16 protein-coding genes are annotated in these 16,059 nt (G+C 67.5%); 9 read left to right on the top strand and 7 right to left on the bottom strand.

The features are described 5' to 3' along the window. Positions 1-56 precede the first annotated feature (56 nt). Positions 57-374 (bottom strand): plasmid stabilization protein, encoded by a 318-nt coding sequence (locus ACO073_RS18880; RefSeq protein WP_421999281.1) that lies wholly within the window; start codon positions 372-374, stop codon positions 57-59. Between the two features lie 182 nt (positions 375-556). Here ACO073_RS18880 and ACO073_RS18885 point away from each other — a divergent pair, with 182 nt between their 5' ends. Further along, positions 557-1,432: an SDR family oxidoreductase gene (locus ACO073_RS18885; protein WP_421999283.1), complete on the top strand. Its 876-nt coding sequence runs from the start codon at positions 557-559 to the stop codon at positions 1,430-1,432. 299 nt (positions 1,433-1,731) lie between these two features. Here ACO073_RS18885 and ACO073_RS18890 read toward each other — a convergent pair whose 3' ends face one another. Next, entirely contained in the window at positions 1,732-2,346 is a 615-nt protein-coding gene (locus ACO073_RS18890) for a hemerythrin domain-containing protein (protein ID WP_421999285.1), read from the bottom strand. A 98-nt stretch (positions 2,347-2,444) separates the two neighbouring features. Here ACO073_RS18890 and ACO073_RS18895 point away from each other — a divergent pair, with 98 nt between their 5' ends. The 3 genes from ACO073_RS18895 to ACO073_RS18905 all read left to right on the top strand — a co-directional run bounded on the left by ACO073_RS18895 (position 2,445) and on the right by ACO073_RS18905 (position 6,254). After that, positions 2,445-3,050 (top strand): cysteine hydrolase family protein, encoded by a 606-nt coding sequence (locus tag ACO073_RS18895; protein ID WP_421999287.1) that lies wholly within the window; start codon positions 2,445-2,447, stop codon positions 3,048-3,050. Between the two features lie 8 nt (positions 3,051-3,058). Next, on the top strand, positions 3,059-3,424 hold the full coding sequence (locus ACO073_RS18900; RefSeq protein WP_421999289.1) for a DUF6766 family protein: 366 nt from the start codon (positions 3,059-3,061) through the stop codon (positions 3,422-3,424). 634 nt (positions 3,425-4,058) lie between these two features. After that, on the top strand, positions 4,059-6,254 hold the full coding sequence (locus tag ACO073_RS18905) for an ATP-binding protein (protein ID WP_421999291.1): 2,196 nt from the start codon (positions 4,059-4,061) through the stop codon (positions 6,252-6,254). A gap of 141 nt (positions 6,255-6,395) precedes the next feature. On the opposite strand, the gene ACO073_RS18910 is transcribed toward ACO073_RS18905, so the two are convergent. Next, positions 6,396-7,682: a sensor histidine kinase gene (locus ACO073_RS18910; protein ID WP_421999293.1), complete on the bottom strand. Its 1,287-nt coding sequence runs from the start codon at positions 7,680-7,682 to the stop codon at positions 6,396-6,398. A 2-nt stretch (positions 7,683-7,684) separates the two neighbouring features. Continuing rightward, on the bottom strand, positions 7,685-8,338 hold the full coding sequence (locus ACO073_RS18915) for a response regulator (protein ID WP_421999295.1): 654 nt from the start codon (positions 8,336-8,338) through the stop codon (positions 7,685-7,687). 83 nt (positions 8,339-8,421) lie between these two features. Here ACO073_RS18915 and ACO073_RS18920 point away from each other — a divergent pair, with 83 nt between their 5' ends. From ACO073_RS18920 to ACO073_RS18940, 5 genes are all read left to right on the top strand, one after another. Next, the gene (locus tag ACO073_RS18920) at positions 8,422-9,102 is read left to right on the top strand and encodes a hypothetical protein (protein ID WP_421999297.1); all 681 of its coding nucleotides are present in this window, start codon (positions 8,422-8,424) and stop codon (positions 9,100-9,102) included. Continuing rightward, positions 9,099-10,238, top strand: coding sequence for an FAD-dependent oxidoreductase (locus tag ACO073_RS18925; RefSeq protein WP_421999299.1), 1,140 nt, complete (start codon positions 9,099-9,101; stop codon positions 10,236-10,238). The genes ACO073_RS18920 and ACO073_RS18925 overlap by 4 nt, the downstream gene beginning before the upstream one ends. A 5-nt stretch (positions 10,239-10,243) precedes the next feature. Further along, on the top strand, positions 10,244-10,879 hold the full coding sequence (locus tag ACO073_RS18930; protein ID WP_421999301.1) for an NAD(P)-dependent oxidoreductase: 636 nt from the start codon (positions 10,244-10,246) through the stop codon (positions 10,877-10,879). Between the two features lie 93 nt (positions 10,880-10,972). After that, positions 10,973-11,557: a TetR/AcrR family transcriptional regulator gene (locus tag ACO073_RS18935; protein ID WP_421999303.1), complete on the top strand. Its 585-nt coding sequence runs from the start codon at positions 10,973-10,975 to the stop codon at positions 11,555-11,557. A 22-nt stretch (positions 11,558-11,579) separates the two neighbouring features. Continuing rightward, on the top strand, positions 11,580-13,379 hold the full coding sequence (locus ACO073_RS18940; protein WP_421999304.1) for a CocE/NonD family hydrolase: 1,800 nt from the start codon (positions 11,580-11,582) through the stop codon (positions 13,377-13,379). A 253-nt stretch (positions 13,380-13,632) separates the two neighbouring features. Here the strand turns inward: ACO073_RS18940 and ACO073_RS18945 are convergent, their stop codons facing one another. The 3 genes from ACO073_RS18945 to ACO073_RS18955 form a co-directional block, all read right to left on the bottom strand. Further along, entirely contained in the window at positions 13,633-14,349 is a 717-nt protein-coding gene (locus tag ACO073_RS18945) for a class I SAM-dependent methyltransferase (RefSeq protein WP_421999306.1), read from the bottom strand. Positions 14,350-14,462: 113 nt separating this feature from the next. Beyond that, positions 14,463-15,572 (bottom strand): CobW family GTP-binding protein, encoded by a 1,110-nt coding sequence (locus tag ACO073_RS18950; RefSeq protein ID WP_421999309.1) that lies wholly within the window; start codon positions 15,570-15,572, stop codon positions 14,463-14,465. Beyond that, positions 15,569-16,057: a Fur family transcriptional regulator gene (locus ACO073_RS18955; protein WP_421999311.1), complete on the bottom strand. Its 489-nt coding sequence runs from the start codon at positions 16,055-16,057 to the stop codon at positions 15,569-15,571. Before ACO073_RS18955 ends, ACO073_RS18950 begins: the two co-directional genes overlap by 4 nt. Between the last annotated feature and the right edge of the window lie 2 nt (positions 16,058-16,059).

The following is a 16,059-nucleotide window of genomic DNA, read 5'->3' on the forward strand; positions in this document are numbered from 1 at the left end:
CAGCTCGAGACCCTTTCTCGGCCGACGGCACGTCGTAGCGGAAGAGCCCCGGGAGCTCAGCTCGCGCGACGCCTGGCGTTGCGCTTGCGTGTGGCCGCTGCCTTCTTCGCCGAGGCCGAGCGGCTGGCGGCCGAACGCCGCGCCGAGGCAGTGCCACCCTTTCGGCCTCCCTTGTGCGCGGCCGGATGCCCGGTCTGGGTACCTCGCCCTGATCCGCCCTTCTTCTTGCCGCCACCATCGTCCTTGTTGACGGTCGCCCAGGCCCGGCGCTTGGCTTCCTTCTCGGAAACGCCGCGCTTCTCGTAGCCTTCGGCGATGTGATCGGCCTTGCGTTCCTGCTTGTCGGTGTACTTCGACTTGTCGCCGCGTGGCATCGACTCCTCCCTCCAGTGCCGTGATTCGCGGTCAACGACACGCGTGGCGACCGGTTGCGCTCCCTGCTTTTCACGGGCCGCGTGTAGCGCGCACCGGGTGCCAGCGTTGGTTTCTCGACTGTCGCCTGCTGGTCTCTTCAGCGACGCCGCGGCGATTCCCTCCTCTTCACCGGAGCCTCGCGATGGACGATCCGACGAGCAAATATCCGCGCCCACCGTTCGCTCGCCAGTCGCAGCCCTGGCCGGGGCTCGGCGGCAATATGGAACCGCGGCCCGATCACGGCGAGACCAGCTATCGCGGCTCGGGTCGCCTGACCGGCCGCAAGGCGCTGATCACCGGCGGCGATTCCGGGATGGGCCGTGCCGCGGCCATTGCCTTCGCGCGTGAAGGCGCGGACGTGGCCATCAACTACTTTCCGACCGAGGAGCCGGATGCCGCCGAGGTCATCGACCTAATCCGCGCCGAGAAGCGCGTCGCCGTCGCGGTGCCTGGCGACCTGCGTGACGAGGGCTTCTGCCGGAGTCTGGTGGAGCGCGCCGCGAGCGGGCTGGGCGGCCTCGACATCGTCGTCAACAACGCCGCGCGCCAGCAGACCCGGGAGTCGATCCTCGACATCTCCCTGGAAGAGTTCGACGCGACGATGAAGACCAACATCTATGCGCCGTTCTGGATTCTCCGGGCCGCCCTGCCGCTCCTCCAGCCCGGCGCCGCGATCATCGCCACCACCTCCGAGCAGGCCTACGACCCCTCGCCGCAGCTCTACGACTACGCGCAGACGAAGGCGGCGACCATGAACTACGTGAAGTCGCTCGCCAAGCAGCTGGCGTCGCGCGGCATCCGGGTCAATGGAGTCGCGCCCGGGCCCATCTGGACCCCGCTGCAGGTGAGCGGCGGCGCCACGATGGAAAAGCTCGAAACGTTCGGCGGGCACACGCCGTTCGGACGCCCCGGGCAACCTGTCGAGCTGGCGTCGATCTACGTTCAGCTTGCCGCAGCAGACGCCAGCTATGCGACCGGCCAGATCTATGGCGCATCCGGAGGCGCGGGGCAGCCCTGACCGGCTCGTGACCGGGGCCCTGCACGAGCTTAACGATGAAGTCCTGTCGTGGCCGGTGCGGCCACTTGGCGTCCCGCGACGATCCAGATCGCTTCACCTGACGACCGGCCTCCGCGGCATCGCGGGGCCGGCGAGATCGCCGCCGCCGCGCTGCCCTCGCCCTTTCCTCAGCCGTGATCACTTGTTGAACCCGCAGGGCGACCCGGATTCCTGACATATCTCGCGCCGAGCGAGCGACGGCGTACCGTCGCCCGCCCGCTCAGTCACGCCGACGGTGAGCCGCCCTGGTGCGGGGAACCTCAACGAGCCCCGTCGACGGGCTGGCTCTGGACCAGCTTATGACCGGTGAAGCTGCGGGTCTGGGGCGGCGGGAGAGCCTTCTCGAATTCGGCCAGAAGCTCCTGCTTGCGCGCCACCAGGCGCTCCCCCAGCGCGTCGACGTCGAGGCCGGCGTCGCGCGCCTGCGCGAACAGCCCCTCTGCGCGCTTCTCCTCCTCCTCGACGTGATGCTTGATCATCTCCGACAGGACGGTGACCTTGGCATCGTAGAACGCGTCGTCGGGGCTGCCCTGCGCGATCTCGGCGATCAGCACCTTCGCGCCGTCGTGCTCGACGTACGATTCCTCCAGCAGGTCCTCGTCCTCGATCTTGCCCTTGCAGGAGGGATAGAAGATCTCCTCCTCGATCGTGGCATGGACTGACAGCTCGGTGCAGATCTCGTGCGCCAAGTCGCGCTTGCGATCCGCGCTTCTGGCCTTCTCGAACTTCTCGAACAGGTCTTCGACCTTGCGGTGATCGGCCTTCAACAGGGCGACCGCATCCATCTTCGCAGGCATGATTGATTCCTCTGGGTGGGTTTCGATGGCGCTCAAACGGCGCGCCCAATCCGGCGTTCCCGACACCAGCGCAGGCACCTCTCGCGGGAACATCGAGCGCGGTCGCACCCCTGCCAGGCGCACGGACCCCGGCAGCGTGCTGGCAGCCGAGCGGCGGCTCGACCGTTACGCCGTCCATGGGACAGCCGACCCGCCCCTTCCCCCTCGGCCCGGGAACCCGCCATCTCTGCATCGACCTGCAGCGCTTGTTCGCGGAGGAGACGCCGTGGCAGGTGCCCTGGCTGAAGACGGTGCTGCCGGCCATCGAGGAGATTGCCGGCCGGCACGCGCGGCAGACCATCTTCACGCGCTTCGTGCCGCCATCCACGCCGGCCGAGGCTCTCGGCGCGTGGCGCGACTTCTACGGCGCCTGGCCCAACATGACCCGCGAAAGGCTGGAACCGGCGCTGCTGGACCTCGTGCCCTCGCTGGCGCGGCTGGTCCCTCCCGCCCGACTGCTCGACAAGCCCGCCAACTCGGCGTTCAGCCGGACGGGCCTCGCCGCTGCGCTGCGGCGACGCGGGGTCGACACGCTGATCGTGACGGGCGGGGAAACCGATGTCTGCGTCCTGGCCACGGTCATGGCAGCGATCGACCTAGGCTTCCGGATCGTGCTCCCGACCGACGCGTTGTGCAGCACGCGCGACGGCACCCACGACGCCCTGCTGAAGCTCTACCGCGAGCGCTTCGGCCACCAGGTCGAAGCGACGACGTCTTCCCTGGTGCTGGAGAGATGGCGATGAAACATGGCATGTCCCTTTGGCGCGCCTACGCCTATGCCTGGATCACGATCGGTCTGTTCCTGTTCGCCCTCGTGGGCCACTGGTTGTTCGGCTGGTTCGCCTATGTCGACGAGCAGACGTCCCACGGTCAGGCCATCCGCATCGGCGCCTATCTCGTCCTGATGATGCGGGACACTCTCGAGAACTGGCAGTCCGAATTCCTGCAATTGCTGTGGCAGGTCGGTGGTCTCGCGTTCTTTCTCTACCTGGGTTCCCCCCAGTCTCGGGAGGGAGACGAGCGAAAGGAAGCGAAGCTCGACGCCATCCTGCGACAGCTGGGGCCAGAGGGCGAACGGACGATTGCCGAGCTCGACCGCAAGTTTCCCCGGGTTTGAAGCCCGTCTGGCTGCCAGCCCCGGGGCGCAACCATCCAGCGTTTCGCGCATTCGTTCCGAGCAATGCAGCCGCCGACGTCGGGACGAGGATCGCTGCACAGAAGCGCACCGATCAGGAGATCACCATGAGCGATCGGACGCGATACGACGGAGAACGCCGCGACGACTGGCCCGTCCGCCCCCCACTCCCCATCGACTTGCCTCCGATCGCCCTCTTGCTCGGCCTTTGCGCCATTGTGCTCTTCGGTCTTATCGAGGCGGTCGCCGGCGCATTCTGAGTGGACAGGATCGCTTGTGACCTATCCGTGGCAGTCCCCCCGAACGGCATCCTTGCATTCCCCGGGTGGACTAGGGGATTGATCGGGATCGGTGCGGCACTTCTGATCGGCATCGACCTGGCCAACTTGGCCGGATTCGCCGGACTGGAACTCATTGCATTGCGATGACCGGCGACGATTCGTCATGTGATCGCATTCGCGGCGCAAAATCGTTCGTTCAAGAAGCGAGGCCTGCAACGAGATTGATTGGACCTGCGTTGCCAAGCCGCTGCTCTTCCGACCGCGGCCCCTTATCGTGCGTCTAGTGGAAGGAACGAGACTGAGAACCCAAGCGCAAATCCCTGCTACGATTTGGCATGCCTCAACGTCCTCCCCTGCCGGAAACCATTACCGCCTCGCAGTGGCGACAGATCGTTAACGGGGCGACGGACACGGCCATCATCAGCACCGATCCCGAAGGACGGGTAACAAGCTGGAACGCCGGGGCGCAGCTAATCCTTGGCTGGACCGAGGCCGAGATGCTCGGTCGGACTCTGGAGATTCTTTTCCCCGGGGAGGACGGCCCCGGGCGCATTGCCCGGGAGATGGCCGATGCCGTCGCCACCGGCCGCGGAGGCGGCGACGAAGGATGGCGCCGTCGAAAGGATGGAACTCTCTTCTGGGCAACGGGCGAGGTCGCCCCGATCCGCGAGGATGGCTCGGCGATCGTCGGCTTCATCAAGATCGTTCGGGATCGCACCCAGCGGCGACAGGCCGAGGAAGCGCTCCGAACACATCGCCACCGGCTGGAGATCCTGAACAAGGCGGGCTCCGCCCTGGCGATCGAGCACGACCTCGAGCGGCTTGTCCAGATCGTCACGGATGCCGGCGTGGAGCTCATCGGCGCACAGTTCGGGGCCTTCTTCTACAATGTGCTGAGTGATGCCGGCGAGAGCTACATGCTCTACACCCTCTCGGGCGCACCTCGCGAGGCCTTCGCGGGTTTCCCGATGCCGCGCAACACGGCGGTGTTCGCGCCGACATTCGGCGGCGAGGGTATCGTGCGGTCCGACGACATTACGCAGGATCCCCGCTATGGCCAGAATGCTCCGCGCCAGGGAATGCCCGAGGGGCATTTGCCCGTGCGCAGCTATCTGGCGGTTCCGGTCATCAGCCGGTCGGGCGGGGTGATCGGCGGCCTGTTTTTTGGCCATGCCGAGCCCGCGATCTTCAACGAGCAGTCGGAGGGGTTTCTGCTCGGGCTCGCCGCCGAAGCCGCGGTCGCCATAGACAATGCGCGCCTGCGCCAGGCCAATGAGGCGGAAATCCGCGATCGACGCCGTGCCGAGGAAGCGCTGCGGCAGCTCAATGCCACTCTCGAGGCAGAGGTCCGCCAACGCACCGAACAGCTGCGAACGCACGAGGAGGCGCTCCGCCAGGCGCAAAAGATGGAAGCGATCGGGCAGCTTACCGGTGGTGTGGCCCACGACTTCAACAACCTGCTGCAGATCATCATGGGCAGCCTGGAAACCCTGCTGCGCGAACTGCCGCCCGAGTCGAGCCGGCTCGCACGGGCCGCCGCGAATGCGATGACCGGCGCGCGCCGGGCCGCGTCGCTGACGCAGCGCCTGCTGGCGTTCGCTCGCCGCCAGCCCCTGGCCCCCAAACCGCTCACCGTCAACCTCCTGGTCAACGGCATGTCGGAGATGATCCAGCGCACGCTGGGCGAGACGATCGCGGTCGAAGTTGTTGTGGCGGCCGGAGGCTGGACGGTTGAGGTCGACCCCACCGAACTGGAAGGCGCGATCCTCAATCTCTGTGTCAACGCGCGCGATGCCATGCCCGAGGGCGGCCGCCTCACGATCGAGACCGCAAATGTCGAGGTCGACCGCGCCTATGCCGCCTCTCACCCGGACGTCGCGCCGGGACAGTACGTGACGATCTCGGTGTCGGATACCGGAGTGGGCATGACCTCCGAGACGATCGGCAAGGCCTTCGAGCCTTTCTTCACGACGAAGCCGGTGGGCCAGGGTACCGGACTCGGCCTCAGCCAGGTCTATGGCTTCGTCCGCCAGTCCGGAGGCCACGTCACGCTCTATTCCGAGCCGGACCAGGGAACGACGGTCCGGCTCTATCTGCCTCGCTTCCATGGACGGACAGAGGAAGCGTCGGCTGCAGCAGAGCCGCCGATGCCGGCGGGATCGCCGGAAGAGACGATCCTGGTGGTCGAGGACGATGCGGACGTCCGCGCCCAATCCGTCCAGACCTTGCGGGATCTCGGATATCGTGTGATCGAGGCCGGCGATGGGCCGACGGCGCTCAGGACCCTCGAAACGGCGGACCGGCTCGATCTCTTGTTCACCGATGTTGTTTTGCCGAACAGTATGACCGGCGCCGAGCTCGCGGCGCGAGCGGGCGCGTTGCGCCCTGCGCTGAAGGTCCTGTTCACGACCGGCTACGCCCGCAATGCCATCGTCCATCATGGACGGCTGGACCGGGGCGTGGAATTGCTGGTCAAACCGTTCAGCGCCACCGCGCTGGCCGCCCGGGTGCGCGATCTCCTGGATTCTTGAGAGACCTGAGAAACTGCGCTCGCGACTCGTCGCCAGCCGATCGCCCCCGACTTCTGCTCGCGAAGCCTCGCAAGGCGAAGCCATCGTTCGATACTCCCGGAGGGGCGGTGCGACTGGCCCGCCCGACCAATCATCGGTCCGTCATCGGAACCGATCGACCTCCGGCATGTCGAAGGTCAGTCGAAAGATTGCCCCGTTGCCTTCCCGTGGTCGATGCTCGACGTCCCCTCCCATCGCGCGCATGAGCGTCGCGGCGATGAAGAGGCCAAGGCCGCTCCCCTCCTCCTCCGCTGCGGCGGCAGTCGTGCCGCGATGAAATTTCTGGAAGAGGGTCGCGCGTTCCTCGGGGGCGATGCCGGGACCGGAATCGGCGACCTCGCACCGCCAGAACCCATCCTCGTGCAGGAGGTGGACGCCCACCAGGCCGCGGTCGGGCGAGAACCTGACGGCATTGAAGAGCAGGTTGTCCAGCACCTGTCCCATGGCCACCGGATCGATCCGCACGATCGCAGGCGTACCGGGCAGCCGAATATCCAGGACGATCGAGCGGGTCTCGGCGCGCGGTCGAACCCGGTCCACCGCCTTCTGCACGACGTCTCGCAGATCGCACGGGGCCAGCAGCAGCGCCTGCTCGGCCCGTTCCTCCGCCTCGTGCGCGCGCAACAGCCGGGTGACCAGCCCCACCAGGTCGACACACGCATCCATGACGCGATCGAGGATCTGGCCGCGCTTGCCCGGGTCCGGCGCCTGGCGCGCGAGACGCAACAGGTCGCGCATGCCGAGCAGCGGGCCGCGCAGGTCGTGCGCCGTGATCGCCATCAGATCGTTCAGCTGTTCATTGCGGCGCCGAAGGAAGCGGTTGGCGACGGCAAGCGCCTGGCGTTGCCCGTATGCTTCGCGTTGCGCGCCAAAGAGGAGAAACGCCACGAGGCCGGCCACGACGGCGCCGGTGGTGTTCTGGATCAGGACAGGCAGGAGTTGGCCGTCACCATCGGATTGTCCGAAGAGAAGCACGCAATAGACGAGGTGATTGGCGAGGAGCAATGGCAGGAACCACACAGGGGGCAACAGGAAGATGGTCGCCGCCATGATGGTCCCGAGAATGTAGGATGGGTTCTGTCCGAACGAGCGCGCGACCAGGAAATAGTAGCCATCCATGTAGCCGAGCGCGAGGACGACGGCCGTCCAGACGTACGCAGGTCGCCAGAACGATTCGGGCGGAAGCCGCCGAACCGGACCATTGAGCGCAAGGAAAAGCGACGCGCTCGCGACATCGACCAGCAGGGTGGTGCGCAGCCATGCCATCTCCGGATCGCGCCAGAAGGCGGCAAGGGGCCACAGCGCCAGCGCCATCGCCGCCACGAGAAGCCACGGGATGCGGCGCAGATTGATCTCGATCGCTTCACGAGCGAAGGATGGCAACGCCACGACTAGAGAATTCCCGTACGGACGAACTCGATGGCACGACGCTCGAGCTGCGAGGCGTTCTCCGCGCCGAGCTTGACCTTCAGGCGCTCGCGATAGGTTCCGACCGTCTTCATGCTGAGGGAAAGCTGTGCGGCAATCTCCGCCGAGCCGAGACCGCTGCCGAGCAGCCGCAGCACCTGCATCTCGCGGTCGGACAGATCGGCCAACGGCCCGCCCGCCGAAGCCCGGCCGGACGTCGCCTGCTGGAACATCGCACGTTGGACCGGATCGCTGGCATAGCGCTCGCCGAGCATCAGGACCGCCAGCGCCTCGGGGACTTTCTCGATGCCCGCATCCTTCATCAGGTAGCCGGCGGCACCGGCGCGGAAGGCTCGGGGTGCATAGACCATTTCCGGCTGCGCCGAGAACACGAGGATCCGGAGCCCGGGAGTCCCGGCGCCGAGTTCCTGGAGCCATCCAATCCCGTCGCGCCCGCCCAACACGAGGTCGACTATCGCGAGATCGGGCCGGCATGCCTCGACCTGACGCTTCCCCTCCAGGGCGGTCGCCGCCTCGCCGCACACCGCAAAGCGCGGGTCGGAGTCGAGGACCTGCGCCAGTCCGAAGCGGACGATGGCGTGATCGTCGATGATGAGGACGCGGGCCGGTTGCGACATGACGTGTCGGTGGAGAACCTACACGAAAAATAGGTTGCGCGCGCCGACGCCAGGGAAGCGTCGAACGCGCCACAGTGCGCGCCATGGAACATCGATCGGTTCGCCTCCACGCGATCGCCCTGCTAGTCACCTGGCTCGCCGGTACCGTGGTGGTGCTGATCGCCAGCGCGGCAGCGCCCATCGCCGTCGCCGATCTCGACCTGCTTCGTGCCAATGCCGGCTGGTATGCCGCGGGCTACGGGCTCTTCTTCCTCGCCGACGGCGCCATCGCGCTGCTCGGGGTCTCGGTCGTGACCGCCACGGAACCCGACGGCCGCTTCCGCGGACCGGCGATCATCGTGCTGTTCGCGCTTTCCGGCACCCTGGGCGTACTCGCCGACGTGCGGATGGTCGCCGCCGCCCAGCTGCTCGCGGTGGGGTCACCGGTGCTCGCGCCCGCCAACGCCGCCGGCTTCCTGAGCGAGCTCAATGCCACCTGCAACTGGCTGTCCACCGCCAGTTTCCTGCCCGCAGCGCTGGCCACGTGGCTGGCGGCGCGGACCGCCCATGCCGGGCCGGGCTGGGTCGTGTTCACCCGCTTCTCGGCGCTTTATCAACTGGCGACAGGCATCCTTTCCGCCGCAGCCTTCTTCACTTCCGAAGCGGCATTGACCGACTTGGCGCTCGCCGCCGCGGTGGTCGGCCTGCCCGTGTTCGCCGCCGTGTGGCTCATCTGGATGCTGCGCGACATGCATATCCGCGTCCACAAGGAGAACATCGCATGAAGATCATCATCGCCGGTGCCGGCATAGGCGGCATGGCGTTGGCGGCACTGCTGCGTCAGCGCGGCGTCACCGCCGAGATCTATGAACGCGCACCGAACTTCGATCACAGCGGGTACATGCTGGGTCTCTATCCGATCGGCGCCCGCGTCCTTCACGGGCTCGGCCTGATGGACGACTTCCTCGCCACCAGCGAAAGGATGGACATCTACACGGTCCGCAACGGCCACGGCCAGGAGATCCATACCTACGAACTCGGCCGGATGCTCGACAGCTTCGGATATTCGGGTGGCATCATGCGCGGCGAGCTGCTGGCTCTGCTGCGCAGGCGGTGCGAGGACGTGCCGCTGCATTTCGGAACGAGCGTGACGGGCTTCGAAGAGGCGGGCGACACGGTCGAGGTCAAGCTTTCCGATGGGTCGACCAACAGCTGCGATCTGCTCGTGGGCGCCGACGGGATCCATTCCGCGATCCGCCGCCAGCTCGCCGGCGCGCTGCCCGATCACGAGACCGGTTGGGGATGCTGGGTCTGGGTGGTGCGCAACACCCGGCGACCTCCCACTGCCGTGGTCGAGCATTGGGGAGCCGGCCGTTTCCTCGGCCTCTATCCCGTCAAGGGCGGGCTGGGCGTGGTCGCCGCCGCGCCGACCCGCGTCATGGGGCCGAGCGTCGTGGGAGAAGACGGCCGAAAGGTGAAGACACATTTCGCCGCTCTGGGCGACGGCGTCGCCGACGTGCTGGCGGCCCTGCCCGATGACCTCGGGTCGACCTTCTGGTGGCAGCTCTCCGACGTCCGCAGCGAAAGCTGGCACCGAGGCCGCGTGGCCCTGCTTGGCGACGCCGCCTGCGCCTTCCTGCCGACGGCCGGAGTCGGGGCGTCGATCGCCCTCGAATCGGCGGCCGTGCTGAACGACGAACTCTCGCGCACGGATGCGCGCTTCCTTCCCAGCGCCCTCGCCCGCTACGAAATGCGGCGCAAGCCACGAGCCGAAGCCTTCCAGGACGATTCGCGCAAGCTCGCGTCGATGATGATGATCGAGTCGGTGGAATTGTCCTGGGGGCGCGACCAGCTCATGCGATTCTACACCCTCGACATGCTGGCCAAGACGATCGCGCAGTCGCTGGCCAAGCCGATCTGAGCGCCATGCGAGTCCTGCTGCTCGGCGCGAGCGGCGGCGTTGGCCGCCGCCTTCTCGAGCAGGGCACGAAACGCGGCCACGTCATCCGGGCCCAGACGCGCGTGCTGTCGCGCCTCGCGGACGCGCCGGCTGGCGTCGAGGTGGTGGCCGCCGATCCGACCGATGCGGCAGCGCTTCGTGCGCTCGTCGCCGGGCAGCAGGCGGTGGTGATGGCTCTCGGGGCGACACCGGGCCGACGCACGACCCTGTTCTCCGACGTCACGGCGAAGCTGATCCTGGCGATGCGCGCTGAGGGAACGACGCGACTGGTGGCGATCACGGGAGTCGGCGCCGGCGAGACGCGCGGTCATGGAGGCCTTCTCTACGACAACGTCATCTATCCGCTGTTCACCCGGCCTCTCTATGCCGACAAGAATCGCCAGGAAGAGCTCGTCCGCCGGTCTGCCCTGGACTGGGTGCTTGTCCGACCGGCACCGTTCAAGTCCACGTCGGGCATGACGCCCCTGCAGGCCATAACGGAAATCAGGCCCACGACGCGACTGACCCGCATAAAGCGCGAGGAAGTCGCCACGTTCGTTCTCGATGAGCTCACGAACGATCGGTACCTGCACAAGGCTGTTTTCATCGGACACGCAAGCTGATGCCCCCTCGAACGAAGGCGCCCTGAGCTTCACAGGAACCGGTTGCGCGCACTATCCGGCCATGCTTAGTTGGTATACCTACCTAGAGGGCGGATGACGGGCACTACCGATATTCGGGCGACAATTCTGGCGGCGGCACTCGCCATCGTCCGAAAGCAGGGCCTCGGGGCGCTGACGCAACCGCGCGTCGCCAAGGCGAGCGGCGTTTCCCAGAGCCACCTGACCTACTACTTCCCGACCCGCGCCGACCTCGTCCGCGCCGTGCTCGAAGCGGCGGTCGCAGGCCAGATCGCCAATCTCGGCAGCGCCATGGCATCCCGCGACTCGCAGGAAGCGCGCCTCGCCGGCCTCGCCGCCGCGCTGTCCAACGCCGAGAACACCCGCATCCTCGTCTCGATCGTACTGGCCGCCGACGCGGACCCCGCCTATCGCGAACTCTACAACCGCCTCGTGACGGCGATGCGCCAGCGGGCCGAGCTGATGCTCCGGACCGGCGGTCTCGAGCCGACAGCCGAGCAGGTGATGCTCCTGCACGCCCTGGGCACCGGCCTCGCCGTCATGGGCGCCGCGCTCGGCCCCCAGACGGGACGAGCGGTGAGCACGACGGTGCTCCGCGAGCTGTTCCGGCTGCTCGCCCGCGACGCCGGGCAGCGGACGCCCCCTGACGAAACCACCTGAAACGACTTCCAGGTACTCTCCCATGCCTTCCTGGCTCGACAACCTCATCTCCATCAAGCCGCCGGCGCTGGTCCACGAGCAGCTCGCGGGCTGGACGCCGACGCGGGCCGAGCGCGAAGGCCTGGGCTGCCGGCTGCTGGCGGACCAGCGCATCCCCGTGGATGACGCCACGACCCTCTCCGTGGACGTCTACGTGCCGAGGGTCGCCGGCCGCTATCCGGCCATCGTCCAGTTCGCCGCCTACTCGCGCGAGCTCCACACGGCAGGCGTGCCCACCGGCAGCAACGAGATCGGCTCGCCGCCGGTCTTCACCAGCCGCGGCTATGCGCAGGTGGTGGCGATGCGCCGCGGCATGGGCCGCTCGGGCGGCAAGGAGGCCGTCTTCCTCTCGCCCGAGGATGTCGACGACCATGAGCGGGTGATCGCCTGGGCCGCGGCGCAGCCCTGGTGCGACGGCCGGGTGGTGCTGTTCGGCACGTCCTACTACGGCATGACGCAGCCGCTCGTGGCGGTGCGCCGGCCCCCTGCCCTCAAGGCGTTCTTCTGCAACGAGATCTGCACGGACTACTTCCGCCACCTCCTCCATTTCGGAGGCGTCTGCAATCTCTACTTCTTCAATCTCTGGATGGGCGCCAACTTTACGCAAGCCATGTACGACCTGCGGGTGCCGCCGGTGGTCCGGGCGCTGATCAGCCATGTCGCCAATTCGCCGCTGAAGCGGCTCTGGCAGCCGATGATGATGAAGCGGGTCGACGCGATCTATCGCGCCTTCATGGCGAAGACGCCGACCCGGTTCGTGCGGCAGGTCTATGCAAACTGGATGTTCGACGCGAAATCGCGGGCGACCTCGTGGCTGCAGTCCGGCCCGTCCGAGGCGCTGGCCAGGATCGAGATCCCGTTCGTCGTCGTGCAGAACCTGGGCTACTTCAACCTCCACCAGTTCGGGACCTACGATCTCTTCGACAAGGCCGGCACGCCCGCGGATCGCAAGTGGATGATCCTGGCACCGCCCGTCTACGAACTGCCGGTCTATGCCTGGCAGCTGGAGGCGCTGGCCTTCTTCGACCATGTGCTGCACGGAACGGACAATGGCTATGCCGCGCAGCCGCCGGTGCGTTACTGGCTGGAAGGCGAGGACCGCTACGCCGGCGCCGTCGACTTTCCCCCGCCGGACGCCGCCGAGCGCAGGCTCTACCTGGCCTCCGGCGGCGCCGACGCCGACACGCACCGGCTCTCCGACGTTCCCGGCGAGGGCGCGAACCGCTGGGCGGCGGTTCCGCTCGGCCTGCCCGTGCTCGGCGGGCTGGACGAGGTGGCCAACCAGAAGCTCACCTTCGAGTTCACGGCCGAGCAGCCGATGACGCTGGCCGGACCGCTGTCGCTGAACCTGTCGTTCAGCTCGAACGAGATCGATTCCAATCTCGTCGCGCGTGTCGGCCGAATCGACCGGGACGGCACCTACCATCTGCTGTCCCTCGGCGCCATGAGCCCCGCACGGCGCCAGCGCGATCCCGCCCGGGACACGCGATGCGAGATCGTCCACGACACGTCCGTGCGCCTGCCGCTGGTGCCCGACGAGCCGGTGGACCTCGCCTTCAGCCTGACGCCGGGGCCCACCCGGCTCGAGCGCGGCGATCGGCTGCGGCTCGACGTCGCCAGCCGTCTCGATCTGCTGCGCAGCGACGTGAGCCGGGGCTATGTCCATTTCGACATGCCCGGTCCGCCCTACTTCGCGCGCAACACCCTCCACTACGGCGCCGGCACGTATCTCAGCGTGCGTATCGTCGAGGAGCCGGATACGTCCATCACCCGCGGGAACTGACAGCGGTTCCTGGCGCCGGCGCCCGTCGACCGCTGCCGTCGGGCGGCGCAGGATGGTCGTCACCCCAGGGAAAGGAGCGATCGGCGCGCCGATACCATCAGGGCCGTCACGCCATGGAGTAGCTCAGGCGATCCTGGACGCCAGCGTTCTCATCCGACGGCGAGCCGTGGCGCGGGCTTCCGCGGCCATGAGACGGCCGAAGCCCGGAAAGCTCGTATCTGACGGGCCGACGCAGCGGTTGCTGCTGAAACCGTCAGGCGTAGGCGATCCAGCCGCGCCAGGTCAGGCCTGCATAGAACAGGGAGATGTCCGAGAAGCCGGCCTGATGCAGCACGGTTTCGTCCTGCTCCGGGTCGAGCACCGGCAGATGGGCATCGACCGCAGCGCGCATCTTCTCCACCTGGTCGGGATCGGCACCCGATGCGCGGGCGAAGGCCGCGTAGCGTGCCATCCACAGGCTGCGGGCACCGTTTCCCTGCGGAAAGCTGGAATGCGCCACGATGAAGGGCGCCCCGGGCTTCAGCCGGCGGTGGACCTCGCGGACCGTGCGTGTCCGCTCGCCGGCCTCCAGAAAGTGGAGCGTCAGAAAGCACGTGGCGGCGTCGAACGGACCGTCGGGAGCGTCGTCGATATAACCTTCGCAAAAGGCGACGCGCGCCGCGTCGGCGCCGAGCACGCGCCGCGCCTCGTCCAGCATGGCGGCTGCCGGATCGACTCCGACGAAGCTCCAGCCCGGCTGTGCATCGGCCAGGGCCCGCAACTCGAGGCCGCCGCCCGCCCCGAGCGCCAGCACGCGCGCGTCGCTACCCGCACGCTCGGCGAGCAGGATCGCCGCCATGCGATGGAGGTCGGCCATGCCTGGCACGAAGCGCCGCGGGCCGTCGCCGTACTGCCGAGCCTTCTCGGGATCGTTGAAGGAAGCCAGCAGCGACTGCATCGCCTCGTCAACCCCATGCGCCGCCCCCGCCACGCGGTTCGCCTTCGCGCGGTCTGTCGTCGCGCGATGGCCCCATTTCCGAGAGCGGCGCCGGTCCGGTTGCGCGCCGGAAGGAGACTTCCTCATTGGGGTCTGTCGCATCCCGTTCACGATGCCGCGGCCGTGTAGGACGGATCGTCCGTGAACATCTTCAGCGTATCGCGCAACGCTCCCTCGTCGATGTCCCGCGTGATGAAGACGATGCGCGAGCGACGATCGTTCGATGGCCATTTTTTCAATTGCACCGGCGGATGGAAGACGTGCTGGACGCCATGGATCACCAGCGGCCCGTCGAACTCCGCGACGTTGAGGATGCCCTTGACGCGAAGCAGGTCTTCCCCCTTGAGCGCCAGCAGCACGCTGAGCCAGCTCTCGAGGGCCGCTGTCGGGATGGGATCGTCGACCGTCAGGCAGACCGCCTTGATGTGCTCGTCGTGGCGGTTCACGTCGTGACGGTGCGCATGCCCGTGATGATGGTGGTGGTCATGGTCATGGTGGTCGTCACCAGCCAGTCCGTAGGCTTCCGCCTTCAGCCAGCGCTGGACGTCGAGGCTCTTGGTGGTGGGATTGAACAGGCCCGCATCGAGGATCTCGCTCGGATGCACCTCGCCATGGGAGGCGATCACCAGGGGCGCCGCGGGATTGATGGTGCGCAGTCGGTCGACCACGGCCTTTGCCTCGGCAGCCTCGACGAGGTCCGACTTGGTGAGCAGCAGCCGATCGGCGACCGCAACCTGCTTCACCGATTCGACCTGGCGGTCCAGCGTGGCCTGGGCCGTCGCGGCGTCGACCGTGGCAATCACCCCATCGAGCCGGTAGGACGTCACCAGCGCCTCATCCGACATCAACGTATGCAGAATGGGCGCCGGGTCGGCCAGGCCGGTCGTCTCGATAATGACCCGCTCGAAGGGCGCGATGCTGCCGCCAATGCGCCGTGCCATCAGGCTGCGCAGCGTGTCGATCAGGTCGCCGCGGATGGTGCAGCAGAGGCAACCGCTCTGCAGCAGCACCATGTCCTCGCTGGAGCTCTCGACCAGCTCATGGTCGAGGCCGATCTCGCCGAACTCGTTGATGACGACGACCGTCCTCGCCAGTTCCGGCCGCCGGACGAGATTGTTCAGCACGGTCGTCTTTCCGCTTCCCAGGAAGCCCGTGAGGAGTGAGACCGGCACGAGGTCGCCGCGCCCACGCGGCCGCATGGCTGGCCCGGAAGTCATCGAGCTGCCTCCCCGCTCTCGGCGCATCGGCCGCACGTCCCGCTGCATTCGATGACGGGACTGCCCAGGCGAAAGCCGAGGGCGGCCGCGTCCCCGGCGATCAGCCGCATGAGCTCCGGATCCTCGACCTGGACCGTGCTCTCGCAGTGATTGCAGAGCAGCACGACCGAAGGCTCTGATTGCCCGGGTCGCTCACGAAGGACATAGACGGCCCGGGAACCGAGACGGGCGACGAGACCGGCGTCGATCAGGAACTCCAGGGCGCGGTAGACCGTGGGAGGATCGATCCGGCGGTCCAATCGACGGCCAAGCAGCGGCATCAGCCGATAGGCGCTGATCGGACCGTTGTCCGCGACCTCCTCGAGAGTCGCCAGGCGCAGGTCGGTAAGGCGCATCCCCCGTGCCCGGCAGATCTCCCGGGCGACCTCGCCGAGGGCTGCCGGTCTGGTCCGTTTCTCCTGGACCGGAGGGTCGTTCTGCTGCATGT

Origin of the sequence: Reyranella sp., from assembly GCF_965229815.1 — a bacterium.
Classification (GTDB): domain Bacteria; phylum Pseudomonadota; class Alphaproteobacteria; order Reyranellales; family Reyranellaceae; genus Reyranella.